General features: G+C 68.3%; 21 protein-coding genes. 19 read left to right on the top strand and 2 right to left on the bottom strand.

The genetic code is table 11. From position 1 onward, the window contains the following. Positions 1–5 precede the first annotated feature (5 nt). From paaA to GTH22_RS07810, 5 genes are read left to right on the top strand one after another with little or no spacing between them, the layout of a single operon-like run. On the top strand, positions 6–992 hold the full coding sequence (gene paaA, locus GTH22_RS07830) for a 1,2-phenylacetyl-CoA epoxidase subunit PaaA (RefSeq protein ID WP_252944502.1): 987 nt from the start codon (positions 6–8) through the stop codon (positions 990–992). A gap of 55 nt (positions 993–1,047) precedes the next feature. Further along, positions 1,048–1,332: a 1,2-phenylacetyl-CoA epoxidase subunit PaaB gene (gene paaB, locus GTH22_RS07825; RefSeq protein WP_252944500.1), complete on the top strand. Its 285-nt coding sequence runs from the start codon at positions 1,048–1,050 to the stop codon at positions 1,330–1,332. Beyond that, positions 1,332–2,093, top strand: a complete 762-nt coding sequence (gene paaC / locus GTH22_RS07820; protein ID WP_252944498.1) for a 1,2-phenylacetyl-CoA epoxidase subunit PaaC — start codon at positions 1,332–1,334, stop codon at positions 2,091–2,093. Before paaB ends, paaC begins: the two co-directional genes overlap by 1 nt. 2 nt (positions 2,094–2,095) lie before the next feature. Beyond that, complete coding sequence (gene paaD, locus GTH22_RS07815; protein WP_252947606.1) at positions 2,096–2,563, top strand: 1,2-phenylacetyl-CoA epoxidase subunit PaaD; 468 nt, start codon at positions 2,096–2,098, stop codon at positions 2,561–2,563. A 1-nt stretch (position 2,564) separates the two neighbouring features. Then, on the top strand, positions 2,565–3,626 hold the full coding sequence (locus tag GTH22_RS07810) for a 2Fe-2S iron-sulfur cluster-binding protein (RefSeq protein ID WP_252944496.1): 1,062 nt from the start codon (positions 2,565–2,567) through the stop codon (positions 3,624–3,626). A gap of 75 nt (positions 3,627–3,701) precedes the next feature. Here the strand turns inward: GTH22_RS07810 and GTH22_RS07805 are convergent, their stop codons facing one another. Beyond that, positions 3,702–5,015: a cytochrome-c peroxidase gene (locus tag GTH22_RS07805; RefSeq protein WP_252944494.1), complete on the bottom strand. Its 1,314-nt coding sequence runs from the start codon at positions 5,013–5,015 to the stop codon at positions 3,702–3,704. Next, positions 5,008–5,595, bottom strand: coding sequence for a DUF6151 family protein (locus GTH22_RS07800; protein ID WP_252944492.1), 588 nt, complete (start codon positions 5,593–5,595; stop codon positions 5,008–5,010). Before GTH22_RS07800 ends, GTH22_RS07805 begins: the two co-directional genes overlap by 8 nt. Positions 5,596–5,822: 227 nt before the next feature. Between GTH22_RS07800 and ftsW the strand changes: the two genes are divergently transcribed. The 14 genes from ftsW (at position 5,823) to lpxC (ending at position 18,628) form a co-directional block, all read left to right on the top strand. Beyond that, positions 5,823–6,989 carry a putative lipid II flippase FtsW gene (ftsW, locus tag GTH22_RS07795; protein WP_252944490.1) on the top strand — a complete coding sequence of 389 codons (1,167 nt, stop codon included), beginning with the start codon at positions 5,823–5,825 and terminating at the stop codon, positions 6,987–6,989. 76 nt (positions 6,990–7,065) lie between these two features. Next, entirely contained in the window at positions 7,066–8,175 is a 1,110-nt protein-coding gene (locus GTH22_RS07790) for a UDP-N-acetylglucosamine--N-acetylmuramyl-(pentapeptide) pyrophosphoryl-undecaprenol N-acetylglucosamine transferase (RefSeq protein WP_252944488.1), read from the top strand. A gap of 65 nt (positions 8,176–8,240) precedes the next feature. Beyond that, positions 8,241–9,638, top strand: a complete 1,398-nt coding sequence (gene murC / locus GTH22_RS07785; protein WP_252947605.1) for a UDP-N-acetylmuramate--L-alanine ligase — start codon at positions 8,241–8,243, stop codon at positions 9,636–9,638. A 23-nt stretch (positions 9,639–9,661) separates the two neighbouring features. Further along, positions 9,662–9,886: a hypothetical protein gene (locus GTH22_RS07780; RefSeq protein ID WP_252944486.1), complete on the top strand. Its 225-nt coding sequence runs from the start codon at positions 9,662–9,664 to the stop codon at positions 9,884–9,886. Continuing rightward, positions 9,883–10,323 carry a hypothetical protein gene (locus GTH22_RS07775; protein ID WP_252944485.1) on the top strand — a complete coding sequence of 147 codons (441 nt, stop codon included), beginning with the start codon at positions 9,883–9,885 and terminating at the stop codon, positions 10,321–10,323. Before GTH22_RS07780 ends, GTH22_RS07775 begins: the two co-directional genes overlap by 4 nt. 105 nt (positions 10,324–10,428) lie before the next feature. Continuing rightward, positions 10,429–10,674 carry a DUF2484 family protein gene (locus tag GTH22_RS07770; RefSeq protein WP_252944483.1) on the top strand — a complete coding sequence of 82 codons (246 nt, stop codon included), beginning with the start codon at positions 10,429–10,431 and terminating at the stop codon, positions 10,672–10,674. Beyond that, positions 10,671–10,940, top strand: a complete 270-nt coding sequence (locus tag GTH22_RS07765; RefSeq protein WP_252944481.1) for a DUF2484 family protein — start codon at positions 10,671–10,673, stop codon at positions 10,938–10,940. The genes GTH22_RS07770 and GTH22_RS07765 overlap by 4 nt, the downstream gene beginning before the upstream one ends. 57 nt (positions 10,941–10,997) lie before the next feature. Next, complete coding sequence (locus GTH22_RS07760) at positions 10,998–11,267, top strand: hypothetical protein (RefSeq protein ID WP_252944479.1); 270 nt, start codon at positions 10,998–11,000, stop codon at positions 11,265–11,267. Positions 11,268–11,354: 87 nt separating this feature from the next. After that, entirely contained in the window at positions 11,355–12,293 is a 939-nt protein-coding gene (murB, locus tag GTH22_RS07755; protein WP_252944478.1) for a UDP-N-acetylmuramate dehydrogenase, read from the top strand. Between the two features lie 101 nt (positions 12,294–12,394). Further along, complete coding sequence (locus GTH22_RS07750; RefSeq protein WP_252944477.1) at positions 12,395–13,312, top strand: D-alanine--D-alanine ligase; 918 nt, start codon at positions 12,395–12,397, stop codon at positions 13,310–13,312. Beyond that, positions 13,300–14,202 (top strand): cell division protein FtsQ/DivIB, encoded by a 903-nt coding sequence (locus tag GTH22_RS07745; RefSeq protein WP_252944475.1) that lies wholly within the window; start codon positions 13,300–13,302, stop codon positions 14,200–14,202. Before GTH22_RS07750 ends, GTH22_RS07745 begins: the two co-directional genes overlap by 13 nt. Beyond that, positions 14,202–15,536, top strand: a complete 1,335-nt coding sequence (gene ftsA, locus GTH22_RS07740) for a cell division protein FtsA (protein ID WP_252944473.1) — start codon at positions 14,202–14,204, stop codon at positions 15,534–15,536. The genes GTH22_RS07745 and ftsA overlap by 1 nt, the downstream gene beginning before the upstream one ends. A 202-nt stretch (positions 15,537–15,738) precedes the next feature. Continuing rightward, on the top strand, positions 15,739–17,454 hold the full coding sequence (gene ftsZ / locus GTH22_RS07735; protein ID WP_252944471.1) for a cell division protein FtsZ: 1,716 nt from the start codon (positions 15,739–15,741) through the stop codon (positions 17,452–17,454). A 241-nt stretch (positions 17,455–17,695) separates the two neighbouring features. Beyond that, positions 17,696–18,628, top strand: coding sequence for a UDP-3-O-acyl-N-acetylglucosamine deacetylase (gene lpxC, locus GTH22_RS07730; RefSeq protein ID WP_252944469.1), 933 nt, complete (start codon positions 17,696–17,698; stop codon positions 18,626–18,628). Positions 18,629–18,648: the final 20 nt, after the last annotated feature.

Below are 18,648 nucleotides of genomic sequence, written 5' to 3'. Positions count from 1 at the left end.
ATGCGATGTATGCACAGATGATCAAATCCGAGGGCGGCAAACCCCGCGAGGAGATGAGCCCGGAGGAGGCCGCTTTCCAAGACCGGATCGACGCGGGCGAAACCATCGAGCCGCAGGACTGGATGCCCGAGGGCTATCGCAAGACCCTGATCCGCCAGATCGGCCAGCACGCGCATTCCGAGATCGTCGGCCAGCTTCCCGAGGGCAACTGGATCACCCGCGCGCCCACGCTGGAGCGCAAGGCGATCCTGCTCGCCAAGGTGCAGGACGAGGCGGGCCACGGGCTCTACCTCTACTGCGCCGCAGAGACGCTGGGGATCAGCCGCGACGACATGACCGAGCAACTGCTCAACGGCCGGATGAAATACTCCAGCATCTTCAACTACCCGACCCTGAGCTGGGCCGATATCGGCGCCGTGGGCTGGCTGGTGGATGGGGCCGCGATCATGAACCAGGTGCCGCTCCAGCGCACCTCCTACGGGCCCTACAGCCGCGCCATGATCCGGATCTGCAAGGAGGAATCCTTCCACCAGCGCCAGGGGTTCGACATCATGATGAAGATGGCGAAGGGCACCGAGGCGCAGCGCCGGATGGCGCAGGACGCACTGAACCGCTTCTGGTATCCCTCGCTTATGATGTTCGGCCCGTCCGACGCGGAGTCGGTCCATTCGGCGCAGAACATGGCCTGGCGGATCAAGATCAACGGCAATGACGAGCTGCGGCAGAAGTTCGTTGACCAGACGGTGCCGCAGGCGGAGTTCCTCGGGCTGACGGTGCCCGACGAACACCTGAAATGGAACGAGGAGAAGGGCGGATACGACTTCTCCGAACCCGATTGGGACGAGTTTTTTGCCGTGCTCAAGGGCGCGGGGCCGGAGAGTGCCGAGCGGATGAAGGCGAGGCAGGATGCATGGACCGAGGGCCAATGGGTGCGCGATGCGATGAGCGCCCATGCAGCGAAGAAGGCGGCGCGCCGGGAGGCGGCAGAGTAGCGACGTCATCCTCAGGTCAAGCCCGAGGATGACGCTTCACAGGAGGAAGATTGATATGAGCAGGGACTGGCCACTCTGGGAGGTGTTCATCCGCGGCAGTCACGGGATGAGCCATCGCCACGTCGGCTCGCTCCACGCCGCCGATGCCGAGCACGCGCTGCTCTCGGCGCGCGACGTTTACACCCGGCGCAACGAGGGGGTCTCGATCTGGGTGGTGCCCTCGGTGCAGATCACCGCCTCGAACCCCGATGACAAGGGGCCGTTCTACGAGCCCTCGCAGAGCAAGGTCTATCGCCACCCGAGCTTCTTCGACATTCCCGATGACGTGGGGGCGATGTGATGCTGGACGGCGGATCTGATCCGGTCGGCACGCTGGCGCTCCGGATGGGAGACAACGCGCTGATCCTCGGCCACCGGGTGTCGGAATGGTGCGGCCATGCCCCGGTGCTGGAGGAAGACATCGCGCTGGCCAATATCGCGCTCGACCTGATCGGGCAGGCGCAGCTCTGGCTGGGGCTGGCCGGGGAGAGCGCGGGCAAGACCGCCGACGAGTTGGCATTCCTGCGCGACGCATGGGACTTCCGCTGCCTGCTGCTGGTGGAGCAGCCCAACGGCGACTTCGGGCGCACGGTGATGCGCCAGTTCCTCTTCGATGCCTGGCATGTGGAGATGCTGCGGGGCCTCTCCGGCTCTTCCGAACCGAGGGTTTCGGAGATCGCACAAAAGGCAGTGAGGGAGGTGGAGTATCACCTTGAGCGGTCCTCGGCGCTGGTCATCGCCCTTGGCGATGGTACCGAGGAAAGCCACGTCCGGATGCAGGCAGCGCTCGATTGGCTCTGGCCCTGGGCGGGTGAGGCGCTGGCCGCCGATCCCGTGGATGCGGCGCTGGCGGAGGCGGGCATTGCGCCTGCACCCGAGGCCCTGCGCCCTGCCTGGGAGGCAACCGTGCGGCAGGTGCTGGCCGAAGCGACGCTCACCCTGCCGCAGAGCGATTTTGCCCATCGCGGCGGCAAGGACGGCAAGCGGCATTCGGAGGCGCTGGGGCATCTGCTGACCCAGATGCAATGGCTCCAGCGGGCCTATCCGGGGGCAACGTGGTGAGCATGGCGCAAACCCGGCTGTCGGAGGCCGAGGTCTGGCAGGTGCTCGGCGGCGTGCCGGACCCGGAAATTCCGGTGATCAGCCTCGTCGATCTCGGGGTGATCCGGGGCGTGGCCTATGAGGGCGACACCCTCATCGTCACCGTCACGCCCACCTATTCGGGCTGCCCGGCAACCACCATCATCAACCTCGATATCGAAACCGCGCTGCGCGCCGCGGGGGTGGAGCACCTCGAGCTGCGCCGCCAGCTCGCCCCGCCCTGGACGACCGACTGGCTCAGCGCCGAGGGACGGGCGAAGCTCGAAACCTACGGCATCGCCCCGCCCCAGCCCGCAGGCGGGCCGGAGCGCTGCCCGCGCTGCGCCTCCAGAAACCTCAACAAGATCAGCCAGTTCGGCTCCACCCCCTGCAAGGCCCAGTGGCGCTGCGGCGACTGCCTGGAACCTTTCGACTATTTCAAGTGCATCTGACATGGCCCAGTTTCTCCCCCTCACCGTGACCGACGTGCGCCCCACCACCCGCGAGGCCGTGGTGGTAACGCTCCAGCCCGACGACCCGGCGGCCTTCGCCTTCACACAAGGCCAATACCTGACCTTCCGCCAGCAGATCGACGGCACCGAGATCCGCCGCAGCTATTCGATCTGCTGCGGCGTAGGCGAGGGGCTTCAGGTGGGGATTAAGCGGGTCGAGGGCGGGGCGTTTTCATCCTGGGCGAACGAGACCCTCAAACCCGGGATGCGGCTGGAGGCGATGCCGCCTGCGGGCCGGTTCTTCACCCCGCTCGATGAGGGCGCAGCAAAGCACTACCTCGCCTTCGCGGGCGGCTCGGGCATCACCCCCGTGCTCTCGCTCATCCGCACCACACTGGCCGCCGAGCCGCTTTCGCGCTTCACCCTCGTCTATGCCAACCGCGCGGCGGCGACGGTGATGTTTCGCGAGGAGCTGGAAGATCTGAAGAACCGCCACATGGGACGGCTTCAGGTGGTGCATGTGCTCGAGCATGACGGGCAGGAGGTGCCGTTGTTCTCGGGCCGGGTGGATGGCGAGAAGGTGAAAGCGCTGTTTTCCGGGCTGATCGAGGCCGAGGGGGTGGATACCGCCTTCATCTGCGGGCCGGAGCCGATGATGCTGGCGATCTCCGAGGCGCTGAAGAGCGCGGGGCTGGCCGAGGATCAGATCCGTTTCGAGCTGTTCAAATCCGACCAGCCCGGGCGGCTGCCGCAGCGGGCGGCGGCCGCCATGTCGGCAGGCGCCAGCGGGGCGGAGGCGAAGGTGACGCTCGACGGCGTGACCCGCAGCCTCACCATCGAGCCCGGCCAAACGGTGCTGGAAGCCGGGCTTGCGGCCTCGCTCGACGTGCCCTTCGCCTGTCGCGCCGGGGTCTGCTCCACTTGCCGCTGCCGGGTGCTCGAGGGCGAGGTGGAGATGGCAGCGAATTACGCGCTGGAAGATGACGAAGTGGCAAAGGGCTACGTGCTCAGCTGCCAGAGCCACGTGATCTCCGATCGCGTGGTGGTCAGCTACGACGCGTGATGACCACGTAGGGCGGGACTTGTCCCGCCACCCCGAAGCGCTCCTGCCAAGGCGGGACAAGTCCCGCCCTACGACTCACTGATCCACCGGCAACCCGCTCGGCACGCGCTCGGGCACGCCGAGCCGCCCGTCGATGGCGGGCTGGTCCGTCAGCGCCTCCAGAAACGCCATGATCGCATCGGTCTCGTCCTTCAACAGCGGGCGGTCCTCGACCTCGATCGCCGCTTCCAGCGCGGCCCGGTCGGCGGCATCCTGCAAGGGGCCAAGGGCGTCATGCTCCAGCGCGGCCAACCTTGCGGGCGAGCCGTCATAGGCAGCCAGCGCGGCGCGGGGGGCGGCATGGGCCTCCACGAAATCGCGCAGCTCGGCATAGGCGCCCGAATGCCCGTAAGGCGCCGTGGCCACCACGTTGCGCAGGCTCGGCGTGCGAAAGGCATAGGCATCCTCGACATGGCCCGTCACCCCCATGCGCCCCACATCGCGATGGTGCGTTTCGAAGGCCAGCCGCTTGCCGGGGCCGATCTGCGGCACCCCCATCGCGTGAAACCCGTGGTCGGTTTGCAGCGCGCCGGAATGGCAGCCCGAGCAGCCCGCCGTGCCATAAAACAGCTCCGCCCCCTCAAGCGCCTGCGCCGAAAGCGCGTCCTCATCCCCACGCAGAAAGGCATCGAAGGCAGAGCCGTCGGCGCGCCACTCGAAGGCCATGAACGCGGCGATGGCGTTGGAAATATCGGTAAAATGCAACGGCCGGCCCGCCGCCACCTCAGGATAAACGGCCTCGAACCGCGCCTGATAATCGCCCGCCCCCTCAACCCGCCGCGCGATGATGTCCCACGCGCCGCCCGGCCCGGTGATGCGCCCCGAGCGCGTCGCCTTGGCCACGTCATTCTCCTTCACGTGGCCGGCCATCTCATCGGCCGACAGCACCGGAAACATGGTCTGCGCCGAGAGGATGCCCGAAAAGCCAACCTCCATGTCCTCGCCCATCGGCGTGCGGAAGCCGGAAGCGCGGCTCTCGTCCACCTCGATGCGCCCGTCGTGAAACAGCACGGTGAATTGCCGCGCGCCGAGGTTGAAGAGGGCAGGGGCGTTGCGGGGGATGAACTCGCTCGGGTAGTTCGCGGCATCCGCCACCCGCTCCGGCCCCAGCCCGTGGCCGCCTTCGCCCATCCCGAGCGAAAGCCCGTCGGAGGTGGCGAAGCGCGGATGGTGGCAGGTGGCGCAGGCGATGTTCTGGTTGCCCGACAGGATCGGGTCGTAGAACAGCAGTTGCCCGAGCGCGGCCTCGGCCGCGTCGATCTCGATGAAATCGGCATCGCTCAACGGCGCAGGAAACTCCTGCGCGGTGGCGGCAAGCGGAAACAGCAGGGCGAGGGCGAGGCTACGCATAGGCGGCGGCCTTCTCTTCAAGCGATATCACCCGCGGCTCCACCAGCGGCTCCCCGCCCGGAAACAGCGGATGGCGCTTCTGCGCGCCCTTCAGCCAGCCGCCGAACATGATCCGCCCGATCGACAGAAAAACCCCCAGCGTGCTGCCACTGGTCGGCGGAAGATCCTCCGGCAGGGCCTTGTCCTTGGGAATGTTCACCCGCGCCTTCACCGGCCCGAGCGCGTCCTTCCCGGCAATCCCGTAGGTCAGCGCCCCGAAGAAGGGGTAGCTCGGCGACGGCCCGGTATTGCCCAGAGGCGTGTTGCAGCAAGCGGCATACCAGCGGGCAAGGCCCTTGGGGCTGAGGCGCAGCGCGGCGATATGTTCGACGCCCTGCACAATCGAAAGCCGGTCGCAGCGGATCTGCACGATGTCGCTGCCATCCCCCGGCCCCAGCACATCGGCCCGGCCAAGAGCGCGCGGAAAGGCGCGGCAGCTGTCGCAATGACAGATCACCCGGTTGCCCTGAGGCGGGGCCGGGCGGGCGGCGATGTGCAGCTCTACCTTGCCGCAGTCGCATCTGAGCGTGATCGGGTCCATCCAGAAATCCTCCGCCGGCGAGCCTATGCCCGCAGGCGCGGGTTGCAAGAGGGATCACCGCCGCAAGGGCCCTCTGTTTCCCATCCCGCAACAATCGCGCCACCTGCAACCCTGCAAACCCGCCTGCTGCAAAAGTGATTCGAAAATCCCTTCCCATGCGAATCACCTTGCGTTACTGTGTTTCCAGACCCGGAAAACCGGGCGTTTCGAGGCAGTCAGGCAGTCTGATGACAGAGATGGTTTTTGGCACGGCCCCCGTTCGCACGGGCGAGCCGGTGCTACCCCGGTGGTGGCGGACGATCGACCGTTGGTCGATGTCGTCCATTTTGCTGTTGTTCGGCATCGGCCTGCTTCTGGGCCTCGCGGCCTCCCCGCCGCTGGCGGCCCGCAACGGGCTCGATCCCTTCTATTACGTGCAGCGTCAGGCTTTCTTCGGAGGGCTCTCGCTGGTGGTGATGTTCGCCTTCTCCATGATGAACCCCTCCCTCGTGCGCCGCCTCGCGGTGCTGGGCTTCTTCGTCAGCTTCGTGGCAATCCTGCTGCTGCCGATCTTCGGCACCGACTTCGGCAAGGGCGCCACGCGCTGGTTCTCGCTGGGGTTCGCCTCGGTCCAGCCTTCGGAGTTCCTCAAGCCCGGCTTTGTGGTGCTCGCGGCCTGGCTCATGGCGGCCTCGCAGCAGGTCGCAGGGCCGCCGGGCAAGAGCTTTTCCTTCATCATCGCCGTCACCATCGTCATGCTTCTGGCGCTCCAGCCCGACTTCGGGCAGGCCTGCCTGATCCTCTTTGCTTGGGCGGTGATGTATTTCGTCGCCGGGGCGCCGATCACCATTCTCGTGGTCGTCGCTGGGCTTGTCGTGGTGGGCGGACTGACCGCCTACGAGGGCTCCGAGCACTTCGCCCGCCGGATCGACGGCTTCCTCTCTCCCGACCTCGATCCGCGCACCCAGCTCGGCTACGCCACCAACGCGATCCGCGAAGGCGGCTTCTTTGGCGTCGGCGTGGGCGAGGGGCAGGTAAAGTGGTCGCTGCCCGATGCCCATACCGACTTCATCATCGCGGTGGCGGCAGAGGAATACGGGCTGGTGCTCGTCCTCGCCATCATCCTGCTCTACGGCACCATCGTCGTGCGCTCGCTCCTGCGCCTGATGCGCGAGCGCGATCCCTTCATCCGCCTCGCCGGCACCGGGCTGGCCTGCATGTTCGGCGTTCAGGCCATGATCAACATGGGCGTCGCGGTGCGCCTGCTTCCGGCCAAGGGCATGACGCTGCCGTTCGTCTCCTACGGCGGCTCCTCCATGATCGCGGGCGGCATCCTCGTGGGCATGCTGCTGGCTTTCACCCGCACCCGCCCGCAGGGGCAGATCGGCGATATCCTGCTGCGGAGGGGGCCGTGACGCGAAACCTGCTTCATTTTCTTGCGCAAAGTACTCACTCCCCCGGCTGCACCCCACGAAACGCCGGAGTACCCAAATGACGCAGCCTCTTCTCATCATCGCCGCAGGCGGCACCGGCGGGCACATGTTCCCGGCGCAGGCACTGGCCGAGGCGATGTTGGGGCTGGGCTGGCGGGTGAAGCTCTCGACCGATGCCCGCGGCGCGCGCTACACCGGGGCCTTCCCCGAGGCGGTCGAGATCGAGGTGATGTCCAGCGCCACCTTCGCGCGGGGTGGGGTGCTCGCCAAGCTGGCGGTCCCCTTCCGCATTGCCGGCGGCACCCTTTCTGCGGCGCTGAAGATGCTGCGCGACAAACCCTCCGTCGTTGTCGGCTTCGGCGGCTACCCCTCGATCCCGGCGCTGGCGGCGGCCACGCTGCTCAAGCGGCCCCGGGCGATCCATGAGCAGAACGGCGTGCTCGGCCGGGTCAACGAAATCTTCGCCAAGCGCGTCCATGCTATCGCCTGCGGCACATGGCCCACCGAACTGCCCGAGGGCGTCGAGGGCCACGACATCGGCAATCCGGTGCGTGCCGCAATCCTCGACCGGGCCGGCGCGCCCTACATTCCCCCGGGCGACTATCCCATGTCGATCCTCGTGATGGGCGGCTCCCAGGGCGCCCGCATCCTGTCCGACATCGTCCCCGCCGCCCTCGCCACGCTGCCCGAGTCCTCGCGCCGGCACATCCGTGTGAGCCATCAGGCCCGTCCCGAAGACGAGGCGCGGGTGGTGGAGTTCTACGAAAGCGCGGGCATCGACGCCACGGTGCAGCCCTTCTTCTCCGACGTGCCCGAGCGCATGGCCGAGGCGCAGCTCGTCATCACCCGCGCCGGGGCCTCCACCGTGGCCGACCTCTCGGTCATCGGCCGCCCCTCCATCCTGATCCCGCTCGCCGCCGCCATCCGCGACGAGCAGACCGCCAATGCCCGTGGCCTGGTTGACGCGGGGGCGGCCATCCTGATCCCCGAAAAACGGCTTGACCCAACCAGCCTCGCGGAGCAAATCCAGACAATTCTCGAAACCCCCGAGGGCGCGACGCAAATGTCGATCGCGGCGCTCTCCACCGGCAAGCCCGACGCCACCATGCGTCTGGTCGCCCTTGTCGAGGGGCTCGCAGAGCAGAAGACGGCGGCAACGACCGCATAAGATAAAGCCCACAATAAACGGGCGAGCAGTAAATGTGAGGCAGTGACATGGACGGAAGCAATATCATGCAGGGCGTAACCAAACTCCCGACCCAGTTGGGCGCAATCCACTTCGTCGGCATCGGCGGCATCGGCATGTCGGGCATTGCCGAGGTGCTGCTGAACTTCGGCTACCAGGTGCAGGGCTCCGACCTGAAGAAGAGCAAGATCACCGAGCGGCTCGAGAGCCTCGGGGCCACGGTCTTCGAGGGGCAGGCCGCCGAAAACCTCGAAAACGCCGAGGTCATCGTGATCTCCTCCGCCATCAAGCCGGGCAACCCCGAGCTCGACGCCGCCCGCGCCAAGGGCCTGCCGGTGGTGCGCCGCGCCGAGATGCTGGCCGAGCTGATGCGCCTCAAGTCCAACATCGCCGTCGCCGGCACCCACGGCAAGACGACGACCACCACCATGGTCGCCGCGCTGCTCGACGAGGGCGGCATCGACCCGACCGTGATCAACGGCGGCATCATCCACGCCTACGGCTCCAACGCCCGGATGGGGCAGGGCGAGTGGATGGTGGTCGAGGCCGACGAAAGCGACGGCACCTTCAACCGCCTCCCCGCCACCATCGCCATCGTCACCAACATCGACCCCGAGCACATGGAGCACTGGGGCACCGAGGAGGCGCTGCACAAGGGTTTCCTCGACTTCGTCTCCAACATCCCCTTCTACGGCCTCGCCGTCTGCTGCACCGATGACGCCGACGTGCAGGCGCTGGTGGGCCGCGTCACCGACCGCCGCGTCGTGACCTACGGCTTCAACGCCCAGGCCGACGTGCGCGCGGTGAACCTCAGCTACAAGGCCGGGGTGGCGCATTTCGACATCCGCCTCCAGACCGAGGACATGGTGATCGAGGGCTGCACCCTGCCGATGCCGGGCGACCATAACGTCTCCAACGCGCTCTCGGCGGTGGCCGTGGCGCGTCACCTCGGTATGAAGGCCGAGCAGATCAAATCCGCGCTGGCCAACTTCGGCGGCGTGAACCGCCGCTTCACCCGCGTCGGCGTGGTGAACGGCGTGACCATCATCGACGACTACGGCCACCACCCGGTCGAGATCGCCGCCGTGCTCAAGGCCGCCCGCCAGGCCACCGAGGGCCGGGTGATCGCCGTGCACCAGCCGCACCGCTACTCGCGCCTCTCCAATCTGTTCGATGACTTCTGCGCCTGCTTCAACGAAGCCGACGTGGTGGCCATCGCCGAGGTCTACGCCGCCGGCGAAGACCCGATCCCCGGCGCCGGTCGCGACGACCTCGTCGCCGGGCTCATCGCCCACGGCCACCGCCACGCCCGCGCGATCCTGTCGGAAGACGACCTCGTGCGCCTCGTGCGCGAGCAGGGCCGCGAGGGCGACATGGTGGTCTGCCTCGGCGCGGGCACGATTTCGGCCTGGGCCAACAACCTGCCGGAGAGGTTGAGGGGCTGAGGGGCGGTCGGATGGCCGCGCTGATGCTCCCGCTTCTCATCTGTGGCGGGCTGGTGCTTGCCGCTTTCGCCACCGGATGGGCGCTGGGTGAGGCCCGGCTGAAGCGGGTGGCGCAGGTTGCGCTCACGCTGATGCTGGCCGCCACGGCGCTGGCGCCCGCCGCCATCGGCCCCTTCGCCCTCGCGGGCTTCGTGCTCGTGATCATGGTCGCCCCGCTGCAGAACGGCGCGGGGAGGGCGGCAACATGAGCGCGCCCCGTTTCGTGCTGGCCGCCGGGCTGGCCCTGATCCCCTCGGTGTTTGCCGGGCAGGCCCAGGCCAACGAGCTGCGCCGCGTCTTCGAGCTGCGCGATGCTTCCCTCGCCAATGTCGTGGTGGCCGCCTACGAGGCCGAGGGCCTGATGGAAAGCCGCACCGCCCGGCGCGCGCTGTCGCTTCTGGCCCGCAAGTTCCGCGCCCAGCATCGCTCCGCCGAGGTGCACCTCTTCCTCTACCCGCGCGGCGCCGCCCCGCTGGCCCTGCCGACCGAGGCCGTCACCGGGAGCTTCCAGGCGCAGCAGTGGTTCCGCCGCGACACCGCCTCGCGCGGCTGGCGCTGGAGCCTGTCGCTCGATGCCTCCAACCGCGAAGCGCAATTCGTCGATTGCGACAGGGAGGCCGACGCCTGCCATGTGCTCGATGACTGACCCGACCGGGGGCCGGCCGAAGAGTCCTGCGCCCGTTAACACTTTCTTCCCCCGTCCCGTGCTAGGCTGGCGGCGGGGGCTTTCGTCGTCCAAGAGGACCGTTTCATGAGCCCGCTTCTGATCGCCGCATTCCTCTGGGTTTTCGCGGCAACCGCCACCGCGTTCCTGCCGATGCGCTGGCAACTCGTGCCCGGCCTCACCCTGATCGCCGGGGCGTTCGTGTTGATCTGGTTGATCTATGCCGAGTTCGGCCTGCTGCCGGGGGTTCTGGCGCTGGCCACCTTCATTTCGTTCTTCCGCCGCCCGCTCGGGCACCTGATGGCCAAACTCACCGGGAGGGCCCGCACATGACCCCCTCGCTCATCTGTTTCTTCGGCTGGGCCCTCTGCGCCAATGTCGCGGCGATGATCCCCTCGAAGGACAATCTCTGGACGCGCGCCTACGTGCTCATCGCCATCGGCATCCCGCTGCTCGGCTGGGTCACCTACCAGAACGGGCCGTTCATCGGCATTGCCTGCCTCGCGGCCGGGGCCTCGGTGCTGCGCTGGCCGGTGGTCTATTTCTGGCGCTGGGTCCGGGGCGAGCGCCGCGGCGAGAGCGAGGCGGCCGACGGCTGAGCGCCGACCGGGCCATGCCCCTTGCCACAGGGCGCGGGGCAGGGAAGACTGGCCCCCATGTTTCACGAGCTCCACGCCGTCGCCCTCTGCGCCGCCCTGATCTTCGGCCTCCTCGGCTTCTGGCTGCGCTGGATGTCGCCCCTCGGCGGGGCGATCTACCTCGGCGGCATGGCGGCCATCTGCCTCGGCCTCAAGCTCTGGCTCGGTCGCGGCCCGGTCGGCTGGGACAACGTGGGCCATGCATTCCTGCTGCTCTGGGTGCTGCTGCCCGGCCTTGCGGGCGCGGCCCTCGGCGTGGCGCTGGCCTGGTGGCGGCTGCGAGGGTAGGGCGCCCGGCGCGCGCGGGCGCAGTTCATGGCCCGGGCGTGAGCGCCCCGCCTTGCCTCCGCCGCCGCGCCCGGCAATAACCACCCCATGACCGATCTCCCCGAAGTGCGCGGCACCCTCACGCCTGACCGTCCCCTGAACGACCTCACTTGGCTGCGCGTCGGCGGGCCTGCCGACTGGCTGTTCCAGCCCGCCGACCTCGACGACCTGCAAGCCTTCCTCGCCGCCCTCCCGCCCGAGATCGCCGTCTTCCCCATGGGCGTCGGCTCCAACCTGATCGTGCGCGACGGCGGCATCCGCGCCGTGGTCATCCGCCTCGGGCGCGGCTTCAACGGCATCGAGATCGAGGGCCGCCGCGTCACCGCCGGGGCCGCCGCGCTCGATGCCCATGTCGCCCGCAAGGCCGCCGCGCAGGGCGTGGACCTCACCTTTCTGCGCACAATCCCCGGCTCCATCGGCGGGGCGGTGCGGATGAACGCGGGCTGCTATGGCACCTATGTCGCCGACCACCTGCAATCCATCGAGCTGGTGCTGCGCGACGGCACGCTCAAGACACTCCCCGCAGCCGATCTGAACCTGCAATACCGCCAGTCCACGCTGCCCGAGGGCGCGGTCATCGTCTCCGCCACCTTCGAGGCCTCCGAGCGCGAGCCCGCCACGCTCGAAGCGCTGATGGAAGAGCAGCTCGCCAAGCGCGACGCCTCCCAGCCCACCAAGGACCGCACGGCGGGCAGCACCTTCCGCAATCCGGCGGGCTATTCCTCGACCGGGCGGGCCGATGACACCCATGAACTGAAGGCCTGGAAGGTGATCGACGAGGCCGGAATGCGCGGCGCCACCCTCGGCGGGGCGGTGATGAACGAGATGCATTCCAACTTTCTCACCAACGCCGGCGGCGCCACCGCCGCCGACCTTGAAAATCTGGGCGAACGGATCCGAAAAAAGGTTTACGAAACCAGCGGTGTAACGCTACAGTGGGAAATCATGAGGGTCGGTGAACCGACCCCGGAAGACGCAGGCGGCTGAGCGGACAACCCCGACAACGGGGAGACGTCTCAAGCATCAACAAAACAAGGGCACCGCGCGAGATGATCGCGCAGGAACCGTGCCCGTTCACAGAGGCGGACATGTCGAGCAGGACAGTCCAGAATGTCGTCGTCCTGATGGGCGGCCCTTCGGCAGAACGTGAGGTGTCTCTCTCCTCCGGTCGCGAATGCGCGTCTGCGCTTCGGGCGGAGGGCTTCACCGTGACCGAGCTGGACGCCGGCGCCGATGTTGTTGAGCGCCTCAAGGCGCTGGCACCCGACGTGGTGTTCAACGCGCTGCACGGCCGTTGGGGCGAAGATGGCTGCATCCAGGGCGTGCTCGAATGGCTCGCCATCCCCTACACCCACTCCGGCATCCTGGCCTCCTCCACCGCGATCGACAAGGAGCGCACCAAGGCGCTCTACCGCGCCCACGGGCTCCCGGTTGTCGCCAGCCAGCTCGCGCCGCGCGAAGAGATCGAAGCGCGCCACGTCATGCCGCCGCCCTACGTGGTGAAGCCCTACAACGAGGGCTCCTCCGTTGGCATCTACATCGTCAGCAAGGATGCCAACACGCCGCCCAAGCTGGCCGAGGATGCCGCCGAGGTGCTCATGGTCGAGGCCTTCGCGCCGGGCCGGGAGCTGACCTGCTCCGTGATGGGCGGCAAGGCGATGGGCGTGACCGAGCTGCTCACCGACGGCTGGTACGACTACCACGCCAAATATGCCCCCGAGGGCGGGGCGCGTCACATCTGCCCGGCCGAGCTGCCCGAAGAGATCACCGCCGCCATCCGCGACCATTCCGAGCGCGCCCACGCGGCCCTTGGCTGCCGCGGCGTGTCGCGCACCGACTTCCGCTGGGACGACACCGCCGGCCTCGACGGCCTCGTTCTGCTCGAAACCAACACCCAGCCGGGCATGACCCCCACATCGCTCACCCCCGAGCACGCCGGGCTGGTGGGCATGAGCTTCGGCCAGCTCTGCCGCTGGATGGTGGAGGACGCCTCATGCGGAAGATGAAGGCCCCCGAAGCCGCCACCCCGCGCCGCGACCCGGCCCCCTCCCGCGTGGCCTACCGGCTGGAGCGGATGTGGCTCACCCCCTTCTACCGCCGCCTCCTGCGCGTCGGCCTGCCGCTGGCCGCCGTGGCGCTGGCGACCACGTGGTACTTCTCCGACGAAGGCCGCCGTGGTCAGATCACCGGCGCCATCGCCGAAGCCCGCCGCTCGGTCGAGGAGCGCCCCGAATTCATGGTCAAGATGCTGGCCGTCGAGGGCGCCTCCGAAGAGCTTTCGGGCGATATCCGCGCGCTGGTGCCCTATGAGTTTCCGCTCTCCAGCTTCGACATGAACCTCGACACCACCCGCGAGGCCATCGAGGCGCTCGATGCCGTGGCCCGCGCCCATGTGCGCATCCGCCCCGGCGGCGTGCTGCTGGTGGAGATCGAAGAGCGCATCCCGGCCCTGGTCTGGCGCAAGCGCGACGGCTCGCTGCTGCTGATCGACGGCGAGGGCCACCGCGTCGCGCCGCTCCTGTCGCGCGGGCTGCGCCCCGACCTGCCGCTGGTCGTCGGGCGCGGGGCCGATACGCCTCAGGCCGTGACCGAGGCCCGCGCCATCTTTGCCGCCGCCACCCCGCTTGCGGGCCGCCTGCGCGGGCTGATCCGCCGCGGCGAGCGCCGCTGGGACGTGGTGCTCGACCGCGACCAGGTGATCCAGCTCCCCGAGCAGGGGCCTGCCGCGGCGCTGGAGCGCGTCATCGCGCTCGACGAGGCAGAAGACATGCTGGGCCGCGACCTCGCGGTGATCGACATGCGCATTCCGGGCCGCCCCACGCTGCGGATGGCCCCCGGCGCGGTGGAGGAATTCCGCCGCATCAAATCTCTCGAACTCGGAGGCTCGAACGGCTGATGACCGACCTCTACGAAACCCAGCGCGCCATGCGGCGGATGCGCAAACAGGCGATGGACCGCGGCGTGATCGCCATTCTCGATGTCGGGACGTCCAAGATCGCCTGCCTCGTGCTGCGCTTCGACGGGCCCGGCCGGTTTCGCGAATCCGACGGCGTCGGCTCGCTTGCCGGCCAGTCGAGCTTCCGCGTCATCGGCGCCGCCACCACCCGCTCGCGCGGAGTGAGCTTCGGCGAGATCGACGCCATGCAGGAAACCGAGCGGGCGATCCGCACCGCGGTGCAGGCGGCGCAGAAGATGGCCGGCGTCCGCGTCGACCACGTGATCGCCGCCTTCGCCGGCGCGCGTCCGCGCAGCTACGGCCTCGACGGCTCCATCGAGCTGGCCGACAGCACCGTGAGCGAGGCCGACGTGGCCCGCGTGCTGGCCTCCTGCGTCGTGCCCGATTTCGGGGCAGGGCGGCAGGCGCTCCATGCCCACCCGGTGAACTTCGCCATCGACCACCGCTCCGGCCTGATCGACCCGCGCGGCCAGATCGGCAACCGGCTCACCGCCGACATGCACCTGCTGACGATCGAAACCTCGGTCGTTCAGAACCTGCTCTACTGCATCAAGCGCTGCGACCTCGAACTCGCCGGCCTCGCCAGCTCGGGCTACCTCTCCGGCCTCTCGGCGCTGGTCGAAGACGAGCAGGAACTCGGCTCCGCCTGCATCGACATGGGCGGCGGTGCCACCACGCTTTCGGTCTTCATCAAGAAGCACATGATCTACGCCGACAGTGTGCGCCTCGGCGGCGACCACATCACCCGCGACATCTCCCAGGGCCTCCAAGTCAGCCCGCAGAAGGCCGAATGGATAAAAACCCGCCACGGCGGCGTCGTCGCCACCGGCATGGACGACCGCGAGATGATTCCGCTCGGCGGCGATACCGGCGACTGGGAGCATGACCAGCGCAACGTGTCGCGCTCCGAGCTGATCGGCATCATGCGGCCCCGCGTCGAAGAGATCCTCGAAGAAGTGCGGGTGCGCCTCGATGCCGCCGGCTTCGACCATCTGCCCTCCCAGAAGATCGTCCTCACCGGGGGCGGTTCGCAAATTCTGGGCCTCGACGAGCTCGCCTCCCGCATCCTCGGCCAGCAGGTGCGCCTCGGTCGCCCGCTCCGGGTGCAGGGCCTGCCGCAAGCCGCGACGGGGCCAGCCTTTTCTACCGCCGTCGGCCTCTGCCTCTACTCGGCAAACCCGCAGGACGAGTGGTGGGACTTCGATATTCCGGCCGATACATACCCGGCCCGATCCTTAAAAAGAGCCATGAAGTGGTTCCGCGACAATTGGTGATCCCTAGATGCGGTGGCATACGCAAGATACCGCCGAAACGGCGAAACTTATCCACTACAAATTGTGGCATTTCTGCGTTTTTCGGATGACGCATCGCGGCCGAGGCGGTAGTGTGCCTTAAATTTCGAGTCATTTTTGGCGGTGGGGCGCTGAATCTGGCAGCCCCGGGGACACGAACGAACAAGAGACAGGCGGAACACAGATGACTTTGAACCTCACCATGCCCACCGACATGGACCTCAAGCCGCGGATCACCGTGTTCGGTGTCGGCGGTGCAGGCGGAAACGCCGTGAACAACATGATCGAAAAGCAGCTTGAAGGCGTGGAGTTCGTGGTTGCGAACACCGATGCCCAGGCGCTCCAGCAGTCGGCCGCGGCAAACCGCATCCAGATGGGTGTGAAAGTGACCGAGGGCCTCGGCGCCGGTGCCCGTCCGACCGTGGGCGCGGCCGCTGCCGAAGAGACCATCGAAGAGATCATCGACCACCTCGCCGGGGCGCATATGTGCTTCATCACCGCCGGCATGGGCGGGGGCACCGGCACCGGCGCCGCGCCGATCATCGCCCAGGCGGCGCGTGAGCTCGGCGTGCTGACCGTCGGCGTCGTCACCAAGCCCTTCCAGTTCGAGGGCGGCAAGCGGATGCGTCAGGCCGAGGAGGGCGTCGATGCGCTCCAGAAGGTCGTCGACACGCTGATCATCATCCCCAACCAGAACCTGTTCCGGCTGGCCAACGAGAAAACCACCTTCACCGAAGCCTTCGCGCTGGCCGACGACGTGCTCTACCAGGGCGTCAAGGGCGTGACCGACCTGATGGTCCGCCCCGGCCTGATCAACCTCGACTTCGCCGACGTGCGCGCGGTGATGGACGAGATGGGCAAGGCGATGATGGGCACCGGCGAGGCCGAGGGCGAAGATCGCGCCAAGGTCGCCGCCCAGAAGGCCATCGCCAACCCGCTGCTCGACGAGATCTCGCTGAACGGCGCCAAGGGCGTGCTGATCAACATTACCGGCGGCAATGACCTGACCCTCTTCGAACTCGACGAGGCCGCCAACGAGATCCGCGAGAAGGTCGATGGCGACGCCAACATCATCGTCGGCTCCACCCTCGACACCACGCTCGAAGGCTTCATGCGCGTCTCCGTCGTCGCCACCGGTATCGACGTGATGGACGAAGAACGCGAAATGCCCGTGCCGCGCCGCTCCATGGCCGCACCGCTGCCCCAGCCCGAGCCCGCTCCGGCCCCGCAGCCGGTCGAGGCCGCGCCGCTGGTTGCCGAGCAGGCTCCGATGGCCACCGACGAGGCCCCGGCACCCGCCGCCGTCACCGGCACCCGCCCGGCAGAAGCCCAGCCCGCACCGCAGGCCGAGGCCGAAGAGCCCTCGCTCTTCCCCGCCTTCCGCTCCGGCGCACGCGACGAGGCCGAAGTGGCCACCGGCGACGATCTCCCGCCGCCCGCCTACCGCCACGCCGCCGAGGCGCAGCCGCTCGAGGCTCCCGAGCCCGCGCCGCAGCCGGTCGCAGGCCGCTCCGCACCCGGCACCCCCTCCGCAGAGGCGCTCGCCCGTCTGCACCAGGCGGTGCGCAAGGTGCCCGGCGCCCATGCCGCAGCGCCCGTCGAGCAGCAGCCCCGTGCCGCGGCCCCCGCGCCGCAGCCCCAGCAGCAGCCTGCCGCTGCGGCCTCTGCCGCCGACCACAAGGCCCGTTTCGGGATCGGTTCGCTGATCACCCGGATGGCCGGAACCGGCGCCGAAGGCCACGCCCAGCAGCCCGCACACCGCGAGCCGCCGGTGAGCAGCGCCGCCGCGCCGCAGGCCCGTCCGGCCTACCGCCAGCCGCAGCTCGACCATGAGGAAGAGGTCGATCCCGAGCAGGAGCGCATCGAGATCCCCGCCTTCCTGCGGCGTCAGGCCAACTGAAGCGGGTAACGTTATCCAGACAGAAAAGGGGCCGGGCGACCGGCCCCTTTTTCGTTGTGGGGCAGGGGGTTGCGGCGCGGCCTTCATGCCGTCGGCACGGTCTTGCCACAGATGGGCAATGCCATGTTACAGACCGTTGCAAAGATTGAGTTGTCGCTCCCGGGCCACCCGCCTATCTCACTTGCAACCGGACGCACTCTGTCCGGAGACAGGAACTGAGGCAGTCTCGAAGAGGCATTTGGTGCAAACGACGCTGAACAAATCCGTAACGCTTTCGGGCGTTGGCCTGCATTCGGGCCGTCCGGCGCGGATCACCCTGAAGCCGGCCATGGCCGATCAGGGGATCTGGTTTCGTCGCACCGATTCCGTCGAGGGCGACGCCTTCCTGCCCGCCCGCTGGGACGCGGTGGTCGAAAGCCCCCTCTGCACGCTCCTGACCAACGATGACGGCGTGAGCCTCTCGACGGTCGAGCATGTCATGGCCGCGCTCGCGGGCTGCGGCGTGCACAACGCGCTGATCGAGGTCTCCGGCCCCGAAGTGCCAATTCTCGACGGCTCCGCCGCGCCCTTTGTCGCCGCCATCCTGCGGGCCGGGCTGCGCGAACTCGACGCTCCGATCCGCGTCATACGCGTGCTCAAGCCGGTCGAAGTCCGGCGCGGGCAGGGCGAGGGCGAGGCCGTGGCCCGCCTCGAGCCCTCCGAAAGCCTGCACATCGACTTCCAGATCGACTTTGCCGACGCCGCCATCGGCGCGCAGGAGCGCTCGATGAACATGGCCAACGGCGCCTTCGTCCGCGAACTCTGCGACAGCCGCACCTTCTGCCGCGCCGCCGATGTCGAGGCCATGCGCGCCGACGGCAAGGCGCTCGGCGGCACCTACGACAACGCCGTCGTCGTCGAAGGCGAGAAAATTCTCAGCCCCGGCGGCCTGCGCCACGAAGACGAGCCGGTGCGCCACAAGATGCTCGACGCCCTCGGCGACCTGGCCCTCGCCGGCCACCCGATCCTTGCCCGCTACACCGGCAGCCGCGCCGGTCACGCCATGACCAACGCCTTGCTGCACGCGCTCTTCGCGGACCCCGAGGCCTATGAAGTCGTCACCTGCGACGCCGAAATGGCGCGTCGTCTGCCCGGCACCGGCCTCAAGTCGCGTGACCTGCGGCTTGTCGCCTGAGCCTTTCGTGCCGTTGCCAC

This window comes from Oceanicola sp. 502str15, assembly GCF_024105635.1.
In the GTDB taxonomy this organism is placed as follows: Bacteria; Pseudomonadota; Alphaproteobacteria; order Rhodobacterales; family Rhodobacteraceae; genus Vannielia.
The sequence above is the reverse complement of the archived record's forward strand: the minus strand, read 5'-3'. Positions and strand labels throughout refer to the sequence as shown.